General features: G+C 68.2%; 14 protein-coding genes and 1 riboswitch. Of the genes, 7 read left to right on the top strand and 7 right to left on the bottom strand.

Features of this window, described 5'->3' with window-relative positions; genetic code table 11:
• Positions 1–29 precede the first annotated feature (29 nt).
• From gcvP to gcvT, 3 genes are read right to left on the bottom strand one after another with little or no spacing between them, the layout of a single operon-like run.
• The gene (gcvP, locus tag KCI33_RS13510; RefSeq protein ID WP_212525332.1) at positions 30–2,879 is read right to left on the bottom strand and encodes an aminomethyl-transferring glycine dehydrogenase; all 2,850 of its coding nucleotides are present in this window, start codon (positions 2,877–2,879) and stop codon (positions 30–32) included.
• A gap of 12 nt (positions 2,880–2,891) precedes the next feature.
• Positions 2,892–3,251 (bottom strand): glycine cleavage system protein GcvH, encoded by a 360-nt coding sequence (gcvH, locus tag KCI33_RS13505; RefSeq protein WP_212525331.1) that lies wholly within the window; start codon positions 3,249–3,251, stop codon positions 2,892–2,894.
• Between the two features lie 10 nt (positions 3,252–3,261).
• Positions 3,262–4,395, bottom strand: coding sequence for a glycine cleavage system aminomethyltransferase GcvT (gene gcvT, locus KCI33_RS13500; protein WP_212525330.1), 1,134 nt, complete (start codon positions 4,393–4,395; stop codon positions 3,262–3,264).
• Positions 4,396–4,540: 145 nt separating this feature from the next.
• A riboswitch (glycine riboswitch) is annotated at positions 4,541–4,629 on the bottom strand.
• Between the two features lie 72 nt (positions 4,630–4,701).
• On the opposite strand from gcvT, the gene KCI33_RS13495 reads away from it, so the two are divergent.
• On the top strand, positions 4,702–5,274 hold the full coding sequence (locus tag KCI33_RS13495) for a gamma-glutamylcyclotransferase family protein (RefSeq protein WP_212525329.1): 573 nt from the start codon (positions 4,702–4,704) through the stop codon (positions 5,272–5,274).
• Between the two features lie 125 nt (positions 5,275–5,399).
• Here KCI33_RS13495 and gltX read toward each other — a convergent pair whose 3' ends face one another.
• Positions 5,400–6,725: a glutamate--tRNA ligase gene (gltX, locus tag KCI33_RS13490; protein ID WP_212525328.1), complete on the bottom strand. Its 1,326-nt coding sequence runs from the start codon at positions 6,723–6,725 to the stop codon at positions 5,400–5,402.
• A gap of 60 nt (positions 6,726–6,785) precedes the next feature.
• Here gltX and KCI33_RS13485 point away from each other — a divergent pair, with 60 nt between their 5' ends.
• The 3 genes from KCI33_RS13485 (at position 6,786) to KCI33_RS13475 (ending at position 9,226) form a co-directional block, all read left to right on the top strand.
• A complete protein-coding gene (locus tag KCI33_RS13485) occupies positions 6,786–7,190 on the top strand; it encodes a metallopeptidase family protein (RefSeq protein ID WP_212525327.1) in 405 nt (134 codons plus the stop codon).
• A gap of 100 nt (positions 7,191–7,290) precedes the next feature.
• Entirely contained in the window at positions 7,291–8,211 is a 921-nt protein-coding gene (locus KCI33_RS13480; protein WP_212525326.1) for an MBL fold metallo-hydrolase, read from the top strand.
• Between the two features lie 61 nt (positions 8,212–8,272).
• Positions 8,273–9,226 (top strand): 1-phosphofructokinase family hexose kinase, encoded by a 954-nt coding sequence (locus KCI33_RS13475; RefSeq protein ID WP_212525325.1) that lies wholly within the window; start codon positions 8,273–8,275, stop codon positions 9,224–9,226.
• 22 nt (positions 9,227–9,248) lie between these two features.
• Here the strand turns inward: KCI33_RS13475 and KCI33_RS13470 are convergent, their stop codons facing one another.
• Entirely contained in the window at positions 9,249–10,907 is a 1,659-nt protein-coding gene (locus KCI33_RS13470; RefSeq protein ID WP_212525324.1) for an NAD+ synthase, read from the bottom strand.
• Positions 10,908–11,057: 150 nt separating this feature from the next.
• On the opposite strand from KCI33_RS13470, the gene KCI33_RS13465 reads away from it, so the two are divergent.
• The 3 genes from KCI33_RS13465 to KCI33_RS13455 all read left to right on the top strand — a co-directional run bounded on the left by KCI33_RS13465 (position 11,058) and on the right by KCI33_RS13455 (position 14,292).
• Positions 11,058–12,560, top strand: a complete 1,503-nt coding sequence (locus KCI33_RS13465) for a 2-isopropylmalate synthase (RefSeq protein ID WP_212525323.1) — start codon at positions 11,058–11,060, stop codon at positions 12,558–12,560.
• Positions 12,561–12,636: 76 nt separating this feature from the next.
• The gene (locus KCI33_RS13460; RefSeq protein WP_212525322.1) at positions 12,637–12,816 is read left to right on the top strand and encodes a hypothetical protein; all 180 of its coding nucleotides are present in this window, start codon (positions 12,637–12,639) and stop codon (positions 12,814–12,816) included.
• A 3-nt stretch (positions 12,817–12,819) separates the two neighbouring features.
• Complete coding sequence (locus KCI33_RS13455; RefSeq protein ID WP_212525321.1) at positions 12,820–14,292, top strand: sodium:solute symporter family protein; 1,473 nt, start codon at positions 12,820–12,822, stop codon at positions 14,290–14,292.
• A gap of 19 nt (positions 14,293–14,311) precedes the next feature.
• On the opposite strand, the gene KCI33_RS13450 is transcribed toward KCI33_RS13455, so the two are convergent.
• The gene (locus KCI33_RS13450) at positions 14,312–15,016 is read right to left on the bottom strand and encodes an SDR family NAD(P)-dependent oxidoreductase (protein WP_212525320.1); all 705 of its coding nucleotides are present in this window, start codon (positions 15,014–15,016) and stop codon (positions 14,312–14,314) included.
• A 109-nt stretch (positions 15,017–15,125) separates the two neighbouring features.
• Positions 15,126–16,397, bottom strand: coding sequence for an FAD-dependent oxidoreductase (locus KCI33_RS13445; protein WP_212525319.1), 1,272 nt, complete (start codon positions 16,395–16,397; stop codon positions 15,126–15,128).
• Positions 16,398–16,736: the final 339 nt, after the last annotated feature.

Below are 16,736 nucleotides of genomic sequence, written 5' to 3'. Positions count from 1 at the left end.
CTGAGCACCACATCTTTTGTCGAAGGCGGCTATTCCGCCGCCTCGGCGTAGTCCTCGACCGGCGGGCAGGTGCAGACCAGATGCCGGTCGCCATAGACGTTGTCGATGCGGCCCACCGGCGGCCAATACTTGTCCACCCGGAAGGAGCCCGGCGGGAAGCAGCCCTGTTCGCGGCTGTAGGGCCGGTCCCAGTCCGCCACCAGATCGCCCACGGTGTGCGGGGCGTTCTTCAGCGGGTTGTTCTCGGCGTCCATCTCGCCCGCCTCGACGGCGCGGATCTCCTCGCGGATCGCCAGCATCGCCTCGATGAAACGGTCGAGTTCGGCCTTGGTCTCAGACTCGGTCGGCTCCACCATCAGCGTGCCCGCGACCGGCCAGCTCATCGTGGGAGCATGGAAGCCGCAATCCATCAGCCGCTTGGCGATGTCGTCCACCGTGACATGCGCGCTGTCGGCGAAGGGGCGGGTGTCGAGGATGCATTCATGCGCCACCCGACCATTGCGGCCCTTGAACAGCACGTCATAGGCGCCCTCCAGCCGCTTGGCGATGTAGTTGGCGTTCAGGATCGCCACCTTGGTCGCCTGGGTCAGGCCGGCCCCGCCCATCGCCAGGCAATAGGCGTAGGAGATCACCAGGATCGAGGCCGAGCCATAGGGCGTGGCCGAAACCGGCCCCTCGTTGCCGCCCGTTTCCGGGTGGCCGGGCAGGAAGGGCGCCAGATGCGCCTTGACCCCGATCGGCCCCATGCCGGGCCCGCCGCCGCCATGCGGAATAGCGAAGGTCTTGTGCAGGTTGAGGTGGCTGACGTCGGCGCCGATCTCGCCCGGGTTGGCGAGGCCCACCATGGCGTTGAGGTTGGCCCCGTCGAGATAGACCTGCCCGCCGTGCCTGTGCGTGATCTCGCAGACCTCGCGCACGGTTTCCTCGAACACGCCGTGGGTCGAGGGATAGGTGATCATGCAGGCGGCGAGGTTGTCGCCCGCGGCCTCGGCCTTGGCGCGGAAATCCTCGAGGTCGATATCGCCGTTCTCGGCCGATTTCACCACCACGACCTTCATGCCCGCCATATGGGCCGAGGCCGGGTTGGTGCCATGCGCCGAGGTCGGGATCAGGCAGACATCGCGATGCCCCTCCCCGCGCGAGCGGTGATAGGCGGCGATGGTCAGCAGGCCCGCATATTCGCCCTGCGCGCCCGAATTCGGCTGCATCGACATCGCGTCATAGCCGGTGGCCTGACACAGGATCGCCGACAGCTCCTCGACCAGCTGGGCATAGCCCTGCGCCTGATCGGCGGGGGCGAAGGGGTGCAGGTCGGCGAATTCGTGCCAGGTGATCCCGGCCATCTCCACCGCCGCGTTCAGCTTCATCGTGCAGGATCCCAGCGGAATCATCGCCCGGTCGAGCGCGAGGTCGCGGTCGGCCAGACGGCGCATGTAGCGCATCATCTCGGTCTCGGCGCGGTTCATCTGGAACACCGGATGGGTCAGATAGTCGCTTTCGCGCAGCAGCCCCTCGGGGATGCGGTATTGCCCGTCCCCGCCGATATCGCGCTTATCCAGGCCGAAGGCCCGCCACAGAGCCTCGATCGTCGCGGGACGGGTGGTCTCGTCCAGCGCGATGCCCAGCCTGGTGGTGCCGATCTTGCGCAGGTTGATCCGCTCGGCCAGGGCGGCGTTGTAGATCACGCCCTGCATCGGGCCCACATCGACGGTGAAGGTGTCGAAGAATTCGGCCGGTTCGACCTTGAACCCGGCCTCTTCCAGCCCGCGCGCGGCACGCACCGCCTTGCGGTGGATGCGCTGCGCGATCGCCTGCAGCCCCTTGGGGCCGTGGAACACGGCGTAGAAACCCGCCATCACCGCCAGCAGCGCCTGCGCGGTGCAGACGTTCGAGGTCGCCTTTTCGCGGCGGATATGCTGCTCGCGCGTCTGCAGGGACAGCCGGTAGGCCTTCTTGCCATGCGAGTCGATGGAGACGCCCACGATCCGGCCCGGCATCGCCCGCTTATGCGCGTCGTGGCAGGCCATGTAGGCCGCATGCGGTCCGCCATAACCCATCGGCACGCCGAAACGCTGGGTCGAGCCCACGGCGATGTCGGCGCCCATCGCGCCCGGCTCCTTCAGCAGGGTCAGCGCCATCGGGTCGGCGACCACGATGCCCAATGCCTTGGCCGCGTGCAGCGCGGCGATCGGGTCGGTGAAGTCGCGCAGATGCCCGTAGGTGCCCGGATACTGGAAGATCGCGGCAAAGACCGCCTCGGGGTCCAGATCCTCGGGCGCGCCGACGATCACCTCGATGCCCAGCGGCGCGGCGCGGGTCTTCATCACGGCGATGTTCTGCGGGTGGCAGTTCTCGTCGATGAAGAAACCCTTGGCCTTCGATTTCGCCACCCGCTGCGCCATGGTCATCGCCTCGGCACAGGCCGTGGCCTCGTCCAGCAGCGAGGCGTTTGCGATCTCCAGGCCCGTCAGGTCGGAGACCATGGTCTGGAAGTTCAGCAGCGCCTCGAGACGGCCCTGGGAAATCTCGGGCTGGTAGGGCGTGTAGGCCGTGTACCAGGCCGGGTTCTCCAGGATGTTGCGCTGGATCGCGGGCGGCGTCACCGTGCCGTAGAAGCCCTGCCCGATCATGGTCGAGTAGACCTCGTTCTTCTTGGCCACCTGGCGCAGGTGCCACAGAAGCTCGCGCTCGGATTTCGGCTTGCCGAATTCCAGCGGCTCGGCCTGGCGGATGCTTTTCGGCACCGTCTCGTCGATCAGCTGGTCCAGGCTCTCGACCCCCAGCACGGCGAACATCTCGGCCATTTCCTCGGGCGAGGGGCCGATGTGGCGCCGGTTGGCGAAGTCGTAGGGGAGGTAATCGATGGGCTGGTAGGGCATCTAGGGCTCCGCTTACTCGATAAAGGCCTTGTAGGCCTCTTCATCCATGAAGTCGTCGAGCGCCGACAGGTCCTCGACCTTCATCTTGAAGAACCAGGCATCGCCCAGCGGGTCCTCGTTGACCAGGCCGGGGTTGTCGACCAGCGCCTCGTTGACCTCGACGATCTCGCCGTCCACGGGGGCCAGGATGTCCGAGGCAGCCTTGACGGATTCGATCACCACGATCTCGTCGTCCTTGGAGACGGTGGCGCCGGGCTCGGGCAGTTCGACGAACACCACGTCGCCCAGCTGGGTCGAGGCATGTTCGGTGATGCCCACCACGACCAGGTCATCCTCGACGCGGAGCCATTCGTGTTCTTCGGTGTATTTCATCTTGGGATCCTCAGCGTTTGTAGGTGGAAGGACGGAACGGCAGCGCCGTGACAGTGGCGGGCAGGCGCTTGCCGCGCACCTCGCCGTAGATCGTGGCGCCCTCGGCGGCCAGCGCCGCGGGGACATAGCCCATCGACATCGGCCCCTCGATCGACGGACCGAAGGCGCCCGAGGTGACCTCGCCGACCGGCGCGCCGCCCTCGGCGTCCGCGAACAGGGCGGTGTGCGCCCGCATCGGCGCGCGGCCCTCGGGGCGCAGACCGACGCGCAGCCGCGCCGGGCCCTCGGCCAGTTCTTTCAGGATGCGGTCCGCACCGGGGAAGCCGCCCGCGCGGGCGCCGCCCGCGCGACGGGCCTTCTGGATCGCCCAGCTCAGCGCCGCCTCGACCGGCGTGGTGGTCTCGTCGATATCGTTGCCGTAAAGGCAGAGCCCCGCCTCCAGCCGCAGGCTGTCGCGCGCGCCGAGCCCGATCGGCTCCACCGCGTCATTGGCCAGCAGCGCGCGGGCCAGCGCCTCGGCGTGGCCGGCCGCCACCGAAATCTCGAACCCGTCCTCGCCGGTATAGCCGGAGCGCGAGATCCACAAATCACCGAAGCCGGAGGCCAGCACGGCCACATCCATGAATTTCATCCCGGCCACGCCGCCCGGAACCACCCCACCCAGCGCCGCCTCGGCGGCCGGGCCCTGCAGGGCCAGCAGCGCGCGGTCGGTGATCTCCTCGATCTCGCAGGTCTCGGACAGGTTGGCCCGCAGATGCGCGATATCGGCTTGCTTGCAGGCCGCGTTGACAACCAGGAACAGATGGTCGCCGCGGTTGGCGACCATCAGATCGTCGAGGATCCCGCCCGCGTCGTTGGTGAACATCGCGTAGCGCTGGCGGCCCTCTTTCAGCTCCAGCAGCGCGACGGGCACCAGCGCCTCAAGCGCGAGCGCGGCATCGTCCACGACGCCCGATTTCGCCCGCAGGATCACCTGCCCCATGTGGCTGACATCGAAAAGCCCGGCCTGCGCCCGGCAATGCAGGTGCTCCTTCATCACGCCCAGAGGGTATTGCACGGGCATCTCGTAACCGGCGAAAGGCACCATCTTGGCGCCCAGCTCCAGGTGAAGATCGTAAAGCCCCGTCCGCTTCAGTTCCGACATAAGTGTCCCCTTCATTGCCGGCCCACTACGCGCGGCATCGCAGGGCGGCCCCGCTGGCCGCCTCGTCCGATGCCCCCTCTGTCCTGTCGCCTGAGAACGCTATCCCTTCGGCGGGCGCGCTTTCCGCGCCACTCTCCAGAGTGTCTTGTCCACGAAGGTCCTTCGGCCTGAGAGTTTACCGGGGCGGTTGCTCCTTCGGCACCGGGCGGGCCCGGATTCTCCCTTCGCGGATGGCGCGGACCCTAAGCGAAGCGTCGCATTCAGGCAAGGGGTTGCGTGGCGCCAGCGACACCCCAAATTGACCTCATGCAGGACCCTTTCTTCTTCGGATACGGCTCGCTCGTGAACCGGGCCACCCATGATTACCCCTCGCCCTATCATGCCAGCGTCAAGGGCTGGCGCCGGGCCTGGCGCGGCACGAGGTTGCGCAAGGTCGCCTACCTGACCGTGGTCCCCGCCCACGGCGAAAGGATCGACGGGCTGATCGCCGCGGTGCCGGGCCATGACTGGGCGGCGCTGGACAAGCGCGAGGGCGCCTACCGGCGGCATCCGGTGAGCGGCCATGTGGAGCATCGCGCGCCGCATCCGGTGGAGGTGCAGCTTTACGCCGTGGAGGACACCCACGCCGCGCCGCGCGCGGACGATCACCCGATCCTGCTGAGCTATCTCGACGTGGTGGTGCAGGGCTATCTGCGCGAATTCGGCGCGGCCGGCGCGACCCGCTTCTTCGACACCACAGACGGCTGGGACATGACGGTGCTCGACGACCGAAGCGCGCCGATCTACCCGCGCCACCAGCGCCTGCGCCCCGAGGAGACCGCCTTCGTTGACGGCCAGATCGCGCAGCGGCGGATCGAGGTCACCCGCGAGCGGAGTTGAGGCCGGGTTCCGGATGGCAAATCCGCGGCCGAGATGCGTGCCGCCAGAGGGCGGCGCTCGTTCCGGGGCGGGCGCTGCCCGGGACGCCATGCGCCCCGGGCGGATCAGATTTGAAAGGCTGCGCCTCAGCCCAGCGCGGGCTTCTTCTGCAAGAGCGGCATCACATCGGCCATCTCGGGGCCCTGCGTGCGCCCCGTCACCGCCTTGCGCAGCGGCAGGAACAGGGCCTTGCCCTTGCGGCCCGTGGCGTCCTTCACCTCGGCGGCCCACCGGCTCCAGCTCTCGGCCGTGTAGGGCGGCTCGGGCAGCATCGCCAGCGCCTGCGCCACGAACTCCCGGTCCTCGTCATCGACCAGCGGCTCAACCCCGTTGCAGAACAGCTCCCACCACGCGGCCATGTCGGACTTGACGGTGATGTTCTCGCGCACGACGTTCCAGAACGCCTCGGCCTTGTCCGCCGGCACGCCCAGCGCCGCCACATCCCCGGCCACCGCCTCCAACGGCAGGGAGTGCAGGTATTTCGCGGTCAGCGGGAACAGGTCGTCGACGTCGAACTTCGTGGGCGCCGCCCCGAAATTCGACAAATCGAACCCCTCGATCAGCTCGTCGAGCGACGAACAAAGTTCCACCGGCTGGCTCGACCCCAGCCGCGCCATCAGCGACAGCAGCGCCATCGGCTCCACCCCCTGCGCGCGCAGGTCGCGCAGGCTGAGCGTGCCCAGACGCTTCGACAGCGCCTCGCCTTGCGGGCCCGTCAGCAGCGAATGATGGGCGAAGGACGGCACCGCGCCGCCCAGCGCCTCGATGATCTGGATCTGGGTCGCGGTGTTGGTCACATGGTCCGAGCCGCGCACCACATGGGTCACGCCGAAGTCGATGTCGTCGCAGACCGAGGCCAGCGTATAAAGAAACTGCCCGTCGCCGCGGATCAGCACCGGGTCGGAGACCGAGGCCGCGTCGATCGACAGGTCGCCCAGGATGCCGTCGGTCCACTCGATCCGCTCCTGCCTGAGCTTGAAGCGCCAGTGGCCGTTGCCGCGCTCGGCGCGCAGGCGCGCCTTCTCCTCCTCCGACAGCTCCAGCGCGGCGCGGTCATAGACCGGCGGCTTGCCCATGTTCAGTTGCTTCTTGCGCTTGAGGTCCAGCTCGGTCGGCGTCTCGAAACATTCGTAGAAGCGGCCCTTGTCGCGCAGCTCCTGCGCGGCCTGCTCGTAGCGCTCCAGCCGCTCCGACTGGCGCTCCATCCGGTCCCAGGTCAGGCCGAGCCATTCCAGATCCTCGCGGATCGCGTCGGCGTATTCCTGCTTCGAGCGCTCCGGGTCGGTGTCGTCGAGGCGCAGGATGAACGTGCCCCCGGCCTTGCGGGCAATCATGTAGTTGAACAGCGCGGTGCGCAGGTTGCCCACATGGATGTAGCCGGTGGGCGACGGCGCGAAACGGGTAACGGTCATCGGTCTCTCCTGTTGAGCGCTGCTCTTTCACAACGGCGCGCTTTTGTCCATATCGGGGGCATGAGCACAGCCTTCGAAACCCCGCCCTCCGCCGACGACATCGCGGCCCTCGCGCTGGCCGCGCGCGACGCGCTGCCCGCGCCCTTCGCCGCGGCCGCCCGCGCCGTCGCCATCCGGGTGGAGGAGTTCGCGCCCGAAGACATGCTGAGCGACCTGGAGATCGACGATCCGTTCGAGTTGACCGGCCTTTACGACGGCATCCCGCTGACCTCGAAATCGGTGATGGACCAGCCCGACCGGCCCGACACGATCTGGCTGTTCCGCCGCGCCATCCTCGACGAGTGGATCGACCGCGAGGAGGTGCCGCTGCCCGTGCTGGTCACCCATGTCTATGTGCACGAACTTGCGCATCACTTCGGCTGGTCCGACGCCCAGATCGCGGCGATCGACCGCTGGTGGGAATAGGCGCGCACATCACATGTGCGCCAGCGCGGAGCGCCCGCGTGGAAAACCGCCGCGCCGATGCTATCCTTGCCGAGGTCCAACGCATCCGAGGGAGGATTTCATGACTCTGACCCGCCGACAGGCCCTTGCCGCAGGCGCCGCCCTGCCGCTGGCCGGCCTCGCCGCCAAGACCGCAACCGCCGCCGCCCCGATGATGGGCGGGGGCTTCGCCCCCTACAACCGCTTCAGGCTGGGCGCCTTCGAGGTGACGGCGCTGCTGGCCGGCACCCGCACCGTGGAAAACCCGCAGGGCATCTTCGGCATGAATGTCCCGGCCGAGGAATTCGCCGAGGTCTCGCAGGCCGCCTTCCTGCCCACGCAGGCCGCGCAGTTCTTCTTCACGCCGACGCTGGTCAACACCGGCTCCGAGCTGATCCTGTTCGACACCGGGCTCAACCCCGCTGGCATCGCCGGGGCGCTGCAGGCCGCGGGCTATGGCGCCGACCAGGTGGACACGGTGGTGCTGACCCATATGCACGGCGACCACATCGGCGGGCTGTCGGGCGAGGCCGGGGAGACCTTCGAAAATGCCCGCTATGTCACCGGCGCGGTCGAATTCGACGCCTGGGCCAAGATGGGCAACGAGGGCTTCGACACCAAGGTCAGGCCGCTGGCCGAGAAGACCAGCTTCCTCGACGACGGCGGCGCGGTCGCCTCGGGCATCACCGCGATGGCGGCCTTCGGCCACACGCCGGGCCACATGGCCTACATGCTGGAAAGCGAAGGCCAGAGCCTGGCCCTGATCGCCGACACCGCCAACCATTATGTCTGGTCGCTGGCCTACCCGGAATGGGAGGTCAAGTTCGACAGCGACAAGGCCGCGGCAGCGCAGAGCCGGCGCAAGGTCTTCGGCATGCTGGCGGCCGATCGCGTGCCCTTCATCGGCTATCACATGCCTTGGCCGGCGATGGGATATGTCCAGCCCCGCGCGGACGGGTTCGAATATGTCCCCGCCAGCTACCAGATGATGCTGAACGGCTGACCCCTTTCCCCTCCGCCGCCGGGGTGGCAAGCTGTGCCCGAGGGCAAACCGGGCGCAGCTTATGCAAGATATTCTCACAATCACGCTGAACCCGGCGGTGGATCTCTCCACCGCCACCGACCAGGTGGAGCCCGGCCCCAAGCTGCGCTGCGACCCGCCGCGCAGCGATCCCGGCGGCGGCGGCATCAACGTGTCGCGCACGATCCGCGTCCTCGGCGGGCGCAGCCGCGCGCTGGTCGCCCTCGGCGGCGCCACCGGCAGGATGCTGCGCGATCTGCTGCAGGCGGAGGGCATCGACTACCTGCCCTTCCGCGCCCCGGGCGAGACCCGCCAGAGCCTCGCCGTCACCGACCGCGGCACCGGCCAGCAATACCGCTTCGTCATGCCCGGCCCGGCATGGGACGAGGCGCACAGCGTCGCCATGCTGGCCATGATCGGGCAAAGCGTGATCCGGGACGGTTATGTGGTGGTCAGCGGCTCCAACCCGCCGGGACTGCAGGAGGATTTCATCACCCGCGTCGCGGCCCGGCTGGAGGGCAGCGGCGCGAAGCTGATCGTCGACACCTCGGGCCCGGCCCTGAGGCATCTCGCCACGCCGCCGGCCAAGACCCCGCCGCCCTATGTGCTGCGGATGGACCAAGAGGAGGCCGAGGCGCTGGCCGGCCGCCCCCTGCCCGCGCGCGCCGACAGCGCCGGCTTCGCGGCGCGGCTGGTGGAAGAGGGCGCGGCGGCGGTGGTGATCGTGGCGCGCGGCGCTGACGGCTCGGTGCTGGCCGCCGGGGGGCGGCGCCTGCATGTCGCGGCGGCCGACGTGCCGATCCGGAGCAAGGTCGGGGCCGGCGACAGTTTCGTGGGCGCCTTCACCCTGTCGCTGGCGCGCAACGCCAGCCTGGCGAAGGCGCTGCAACACGGCGCCGCGGCGGCCTCGGCCACGGTGATAACCGAGGCGACGCAGCTGTGCACCCGCGAGGACACCGCCCGGCTGGTCGCGGAGAGCGTCCTGAGCGAGCTTTAGGCGGCGCGCCGGGCGACCGGCCTCAGCTGTCGTCGCGCCAGCGGTTGACGATCGGGTAACGCCGGTCGAGCCAGAACGCCCGGCTGGTCAGCCGCGCGCCCGGCGCGGACTGGAAGCGCTTGTATTCCGAGGTGTAGAGCAGGCGCTCGACCTTCTTCACCGTCTCGCGGTCGAAGCCCTCGGCCACGACGCCGGCCACGCTGTCCTCCTCGTCCACCAGCATCTCGAGGATGCGGTCGAGATCCTCGTAGGGCGGCAGGCTGTCCTCGTCCTTCTGGTCGGCGCGCAGTTCGGCCGAGGGCGGCTTGTCGATCACCCGGGGCGGGATCACCTCGCCCGCCGGGCCCTTCATCCAGTCGCGGTGGTTCCCGTTGCGCCAGCGGCAGGTCTCGAACACGCGGGTCTTGTAGAGATCCTTGATCGGGTTGTAGCCGCCCGCCATGTCGCCGTAGATCGTGGCATAGCCCACCGCCACCTCGGACTTGTTGCCGGTGGTCAGCAGCATCTCGCCGAACTTGTTGGAGATCGCCATCAGCAGCAGCCCGCGCAGCCGCGACTGGATGTTCTCCTCGGTCACGTCCGGCGCGCGCCCCTCGAACAGCGGCGCCAGCGTCCCGGTGATCGCGGCGCGGCCGGCGTCGATCGGCACATAGTCGTAGGAACAGCCCAGCGCCCTGGCCACCGCCTCGGCATCCTCCAGCGAGGCGGGCGAGGTGTATTCCGAGGGCAGCATCACGCAGCGCAGGTTCTCCGGGCCCAGCGCATCGGCCGCAATGGCGGCGACCAGTGCGCTGTCCACCCCCCCCGAGAGACCCAGCAGCGCCTTCGAGAAACCGCTCTTGCCCATGTAGTCGCGCAGCGACTGCACCATCACGCGGTAGTCCTGCTCCCACTCGTCGGGCAGCCGCGCCCGGGCACCCTCCTCCGCCTGCCAGCCACCGTCGGCGCGGACGAAATCCACATGCGCGATATCCTCGTCGAACTGCGGCATCTGCACCGCCAGCGCGCCGCCCCGGTTCAGCACGAAAGAGCCGCCGTCGAACACCTGGTCGTCCTGCCCGCCCACGAGGTTGAGATAGACCAGAGGCAGCTCGGTCTCGACCACGCGCGAGACCATGACGTTCATCCGCCGGTCGAACTTGCGCCGGTAATAGGGTGAGCCGTTGGGCACCAGCAGGATCTCGGCGCCGGTCTCGGCCAGCGCCTCGGCCACGTCGTCATACCAGGCGTCCTCGCAGATCGGCGTGCCGATGCGGACGGGCCCGACCGAATAGGGGCCGTTGATCGGGCCGCTGTCGAACAGGCGCCTCTCGTCGAACACACCGTCATTGGGCAGGTGATGCTTGAACACCCGCGCCGTGACCTGGCCGCCCTGCAGCACGAAATAGGTGTTGTAGAGATGCCCATGCGCCAGGTAGGGGCCGCCGATCCCCATCGCCGGGCCGTCGGCGCAGGCGGCGGCCAGCGCCTCGATCGCCGCCATCGCGGCCTCCACGAAGGCAGGCTTCAGCACCAGGTCCTGCAACTGGTATCCGGTGAGGAACATCTCGGGCAGTGCGACCATGTCGGCGCCGGCCTCGCGCGCCGCCTGCCACGCAGCGCGGGCCTTTTCGGCATTGGCGGCAAGCGCCCCCACGGTCGGGTTCAACTGTGCAAGTGTCAGGCGGAATCTGTCGGCCATGGGCGCCCCCTTTTGCCTTCTGTCTTAGCAGACCCGTCGGCAAGGGAAAGCCGCATGGTGGGGAAAACCGTTGTCAGCGCGCGGGGGGTCAACTAGGCTTCGCCCTACCGCGCGGCAGCGCACAGAAGCTCAGGGCACGAGGGGGCTCACATGCACAAGGCAGGGGCAGGCGCGGCTGCGTTTCGCGCCGTTCTGACAGGCATCTTCATCGCCACCACCGCCGGCGCGGCCAGCGCGCAGGAGGGAGAGGTCGTCACCAAGCAGTATGACGACGGCGGCATCTACGAGGGCACCTTCAAAGACGGCAAGCAGCACGGCCAAGGCACCTACCGCCTGCCCAACGGCTACGAATATTCCGGCGAATGGGTCGAGGGCGAAATCCGCGGCACCGGGGTCGCGCGCTTCCCCAACGGCTCGGTCTACGAGGGCAGCTTCGCCAAGGGCAAGCCGGAGGGGCTGGGCAAGATCACCTTCGCCGACGGCGGCACCTACGAGGGCGACTGGGTCGACGGCAAGATCACCGGCACGGGCGTGGCCAACTACGCCAACGGCGTGCGCTACGAGGGCGAATTCCGCAATGCCCTGCACCACGGCATCGGTACCATGGCCAGCCCCAACGGCTATGTCTACGAAGGCCAGTGGCTGGACGGCGTCAAGGAGGGCAAGGGCAAGATCACCTATCCCGACGGCGCGGTCTACGAGGGCGAGTTCAAGCGCGGCCAGCGCGCGGGTCAGGGCACCCTGACCATGCCCGACGGCCTGGTCTACACCGGCGCCTGGAAGGACGGGCAGATCAACGGGCTGGGCACGCTCACCCAGTCCAACGGCGATGTCTACGAGGGGCTTCTGGTCAACGGCCAGCGCCACGGCGCGGGCAAGATGACCTATGCCAACGGCGACACCTACGAGGGCGCCTTCCAGAACGACCAGCGCCACGGCAAGGGCACCTTCCGCGGCGCCGACGGCTATGTCTACGAGGGCGACTGGGTCGCCGGCCAGATCGAGGGCGAGGGCACGGTCACATACCCGGACGGCTCGGTCTATGTCGGGCAGTTCCGCGACGGGTTGGCCGACGGCACCGGCAAGATCACCTATCCCGACGGCTCCACCTACGAGGGCGCCTGGGCGGCCGGCGTGATCGAGGGCCAGGGGATCGCCACCTATGCCAACGGGCTGGTCTACGAGGGCGAGTTCAAGAACGCCAAGAACCACGGCATGGGCACCATGACCTATACCGATGGCTACACCTACACCGGCGAATGGCGCGACGGGCTGCGCCACGGCAAGGGCAAGGCCACCTATGCCGACGGCACCACCTACGAGGGCGACTTCGCCGAGGGCCAGCGCCACGGCCAGGGCAGGATCGTGATGCCCGACGGCTTCACCTACGAGGGCGCGTGGAAAGACGGCGAGATCGACGGCATGGGCGTGGCCACCTACGCCAACGGCGATGTCTACGAGGGCATGTTCCGCGCCGGCAAGCGGCAGGGCGAGGGCACCATGCGCTACGCCAGCGGCGAGGAGGAAAGCGGCACCTGGAAGAATGGCGTGCTGGCCACCGGCGGCAACGAAGGCGCCACCACGGAGGGCACCGCGCCCCCGCCCGAAGGTGCCCCCGACCCGGCCGGCACCCCGGCCGCGAACGGCAACTGAACGCCCGGCCAGATGCGCCACCCGGCGGCGCCGGGCACCTGCGCGCGGGCCGGTCTGAAGAAGGGGAGGTCTTGAAATGCGTGGTTTCGCCCTGTGGCTGCTCGCGGCCGGGCTGGTCATCGCCGGGGGCATCGTCCTGCCCTACGGCATCCTCACCGGCGGCGCGCCGTCGCTCGACATCCTGATTTTCTGGTGCCTGTTCGGCGGCGCGGTGATCGCGCTGATCGCCGCGGGCGTCGCGCGCTGGAGGGTCTGAGCGATGATTTCGGCCACGCTAATCTGGACCACCGTCGCCGTCTTCGCGGTGATCGGCGGCGCCATCGCCTTTGCCGCGGCGCGCGGCAACACCGGCACCGCGGCGGATTACTACCTCGGCGGGCGCCATATCGGCGGCATGGTCTCGGGCCTGTCCTACGCGGCCACGACCTATTCGGCCTTCATGCTGGTGGTGCTGACGGGGCTGACCTATCGCGGTGGCATCGGCGCGCTGGGGTTCGAGTTGATCTATTTCTCGGGGCTGACGCTCTTGGTGGTGTTCGGCCCGCGCTTCTGGCTGGCAGCGAAAAAATGGGGCTTCATCACGCCCGCCGAGATGCTGGGCGCGCGCTATGGCGACCGCAACATCGCGCGGCTGGTGGCGGTGCTGAGCCTGGTCTTCCTGATGCCCTATTGCACCACGCAGATGGCAGGGATCGGCCTGCTGCTGTCGGGCGTCACGGGCGGCGAGATCGGGCTCGGGACGGCGATCGCCATCGGCGCGGCGCTGGCGATCTTCTGGACGCTGGTCGCGGGGCTGCGCTCGGTCGCGTGGACCGACGCGGCGCAGGCCGGCATCATGATGATCTCGGCACTGCTGGCGGTCGGCTTCGTGGTGGCCGCGATCGGCGGCACCGGCGCCTTCGTCGCCAAGGTGAAGGAAACCAACGGGCCTTGGCTGGACGTGCCCGGGCCGGGGCTGTGGAAACTGCCCACCTTCCTCGCGCTGGCGCTGCCGTGGTTCTTCTTCCCGCTGTCCAACCCGCAGGTCAGCCAGCGGCTGTTCGTCACCCGCGACCTGGCCGCGATGCGGCGCATGATCTTCTGGGTGCTGGGCTTCGGCCTGGTCTTCACCCTGGTTGCGGTGATCTGGGGCTTTGCCGCGCTGGTGCTCGCGCCCGGGCTGGAGAACCCGGCCACCGCCACGCCGGCGCTGCTGGGATCCGGCGCGGTGCCGGTGGCGATCAGCCTGGCGCTGATCATCGGCATCCTGTCGGCGGCGGTCTCGACGCTCGATTCCATCGCGCTGACGCTCGGCTCGATGGTGGCGCGCGACCTGACGCGGCAGGGCGAGGGGCGCGATGCGCGGCAGATCTTCGTCGGCCGGGTGATCGTGGTGCTGGTGGTGCTGTTTGCCGCGATCTTCGCGCTGCAGAAGGCGCAGATCGTGGATCAGCTGGCGGCGCTGTCGGCGGCGGGGCTGGTGGTGACCGTCCCCGCCACCATCGGCGCCTTCTTCTGGCGAGGGGGCACGGCCTCGGGCGTTCTGGCCTCGCTGATCGGGGGCGCGGGCACGGCCATCTACATGGCGATGATCGCGGGCGTCAGCGTGTTCGACCCGAAACTGGCGCTCAGCGTGATCGGCGTCAGCGTCGCGCTGTTCGTGGGGGTGAGCCTCGTCACCCGCCCGCGCGCGGGCGCGCTGGATTTCCCGGGCGAGTTGCGCGGCGATCTGGACGAGAACGGCGTCTGGTAGGCGACCCCGGCCGGGCGGCCTACCACGGCACGCGCTTGCCGTTCCAGTCGTAGAAGCCGCCCGAGTCCTCGGGGGTCAGCCGGTCGATCACCGACAGCAGGTTTCGCGCCGCCAGCCGGGGCGAGACCATGGGGCGGCCCTTGAAATCGGCGGTGAAACCCGTCTCGACCGTGCCCGGATGCAGGGCCACGCAGATCGCCTGCCGGTGCGTGCGCGCCAGCTCTATCGCAGCGGTGCGGACCAACTGGTTGACCGCCGCCTTAGCCGCCCGGTAGCTGTACCAGCCGCCCATCAAATTGTCGCCGATCGAGCCCACCCGCGCCGACAGCACCGCGATCACCGCGCGCCGGTCGCGCGGCAGCAGGTCGATCGCATGTTTCAGAACCATCGCCGGGCCGACCGCGTTGACCGCATATTGCGCGGCCATGGCCTCGGACTCCAGCGCACGGAAGGTCTTTTCCGGCGCGTGGCCCGCGCCATGCAACGCGCCCGTGGCGGTGAACACCAGGTCGAACGGCCCCTCCAGGCTCCCGAGGCGGGCCTTGACGGTTTCTTCGCGGGTGACGTCGAGACCGTCGTCGCGCCGCGACAGCCCCGTGACCTGCGCCCCGCGCGCCTTCAATGCGGTGGAGACGGCCGCGCCGATCCCGCCCGATGCGCCGATGACCAATGCCCTTGTTCCAATCAATGCTCTCGTACCTTCCAATGCTTTTGTGCCAACCATGAGAAAAATGGTGGGGCGGAAAGCACTCCTGTCGAGGGTCCCGCATGAAAAAAAATCCCTCCCGGCCACGCCGGGAGGGTTTATCGCGCTGGGCCGCCCCGTGGGGCGCTCAGGTCTTCAGTTTGGTGATCTTCATCATCCGCATGATGGCCTTCTCATAGAAGGGCTCACTGACGCCCTGGCGCACCTTGCGCATGAAATACCACTCAAAGGCCAGTTTCGCCCAATGCACCCAGCGCCCCTTGGCCGACCAGTTGACGTTGCGCGGCGGGTTCTGCGGCATTGCCAGGAAAGCCGCGCCGCCATCGCCGAAATCGGCCAGGCAGAGGGCATTCCAGGTGGCGATCTCGGTCGGCTCCTTGCCCTCGATGATGCGCGGGATGTTATGCGCGGTGGCGGTGACCATGGATTCGATCATGAAGCCGGTCTTGGGCACGCCCGTGGGCACGGGTGTCGGCTCCTTGGGCGCAATGGCGATGCAGACGCCGATACCGAAGATGTTGGGATAGGCCGGGTTGCGCTGGTATTCGTCGACGATGACGAAGCCGCGCGAGTTGACCAGCCCCTCGATCCCCATCAGCGCCGGGATGCCGCGGAAGGCGGGCAGCATCATCGCATAGGCGAAGGGGACCTCGTGCTTCTTCTTCTCGGCGCCGGTCTCGTCGCATTCGGAGACATGCACCTTGTCGGACTCGAACCTTTCGACCTTGGCGTTGGTGATCCAGCGGATCGAGCGCTCGCGCATGATCGATTCCAGCATGCCCTTGGTGTCGCCCACGCCACCCAGGCCGAGATGGCCGATATAGGGTTCTGAGGTGACGAAGGTCATCGGCACCTTGTCGCGGATCTTGCGCCGACGCAGGTCGGTGTCGATGGTCATGGCGTATTCGTAGGCCGGGCCGAAGCACGACGCGCCCTGCACCGCGCCGACCACGATGGGGCCGGGATTGGCGCAGAAATCCTCCCACTTGTCCCCCGACATCTCGGCATGTTCGATATGGCAGACCGAATTGGTGTAGTTCTCGGGGCCGAAGCCCTCGATCTCGTCAAAGGCGAGGTCGGGGCCGGTGGCGATGACGAGGTAGTCGTAGCTCACCTCGCGGCCGCTGTGCAGGGTGATCCGGTTCTCCTCGGGCACCAGCCTGGCGGCGCCGTCGCAGATGAACTCGATCCCGCGACGTTTCATCACCGGCTCCAGCTCGATGGTGATGTCCTTCTTCTTGCGCCAGCCGACGCCGGCCCAGGGGTTCGACGGGGTGAACTGGAAATAGGATTTGTTGGAGATCACCGTGATCTGGTGATCGCGGCCCAGCATATCGCGGAGCTCATAGGCCTGGATGGTGCCACCCAGCCCGGCCCCCAATACGACAACATGCGCCATGGATATTCCCTCCTCTTGGTCGGGTGCGGGGCGCGTCGACGCCAACGCCCTGCCCGGACGTGTCGTTTGGGAGAGAGCAGCCCGGCAGGGCGCTGCGCCCTCCGTCAAAGGTCGACACTGGGACAACCCGCCGACCTGAATGCAAAAGCCAATATTTCAATAACTTGAGCGTAGCTTGAAGCCGAGGCCATCGACAAGGTCTTTGTTGACGCAGTGGCCGGGCGGCTGGGAAAACCGCGAAATTCGCGCTTTTCTTTTCGCCCGCAGCCCGTATATTCCGCCCCATGGCACGGGATCAGAATATCATCATTGCCGGGGCTGCCGCACGCGCCCTGCTTC

This window comes from Actibacterium sp. MT2.3-13A (assembly GCF_018139985.1).
Classification (GTDB): Bacteria; Pseudomonadota; Alphaproteobacteria; order Rhodobacterales; family Rhodobacteraceae; genus JAGSOU01.
The sequence above is the reverse complement of the archived record's forward strand: the minus strand, read 5'-3'. Positions and strand labels throughout refer to the sequence as shown.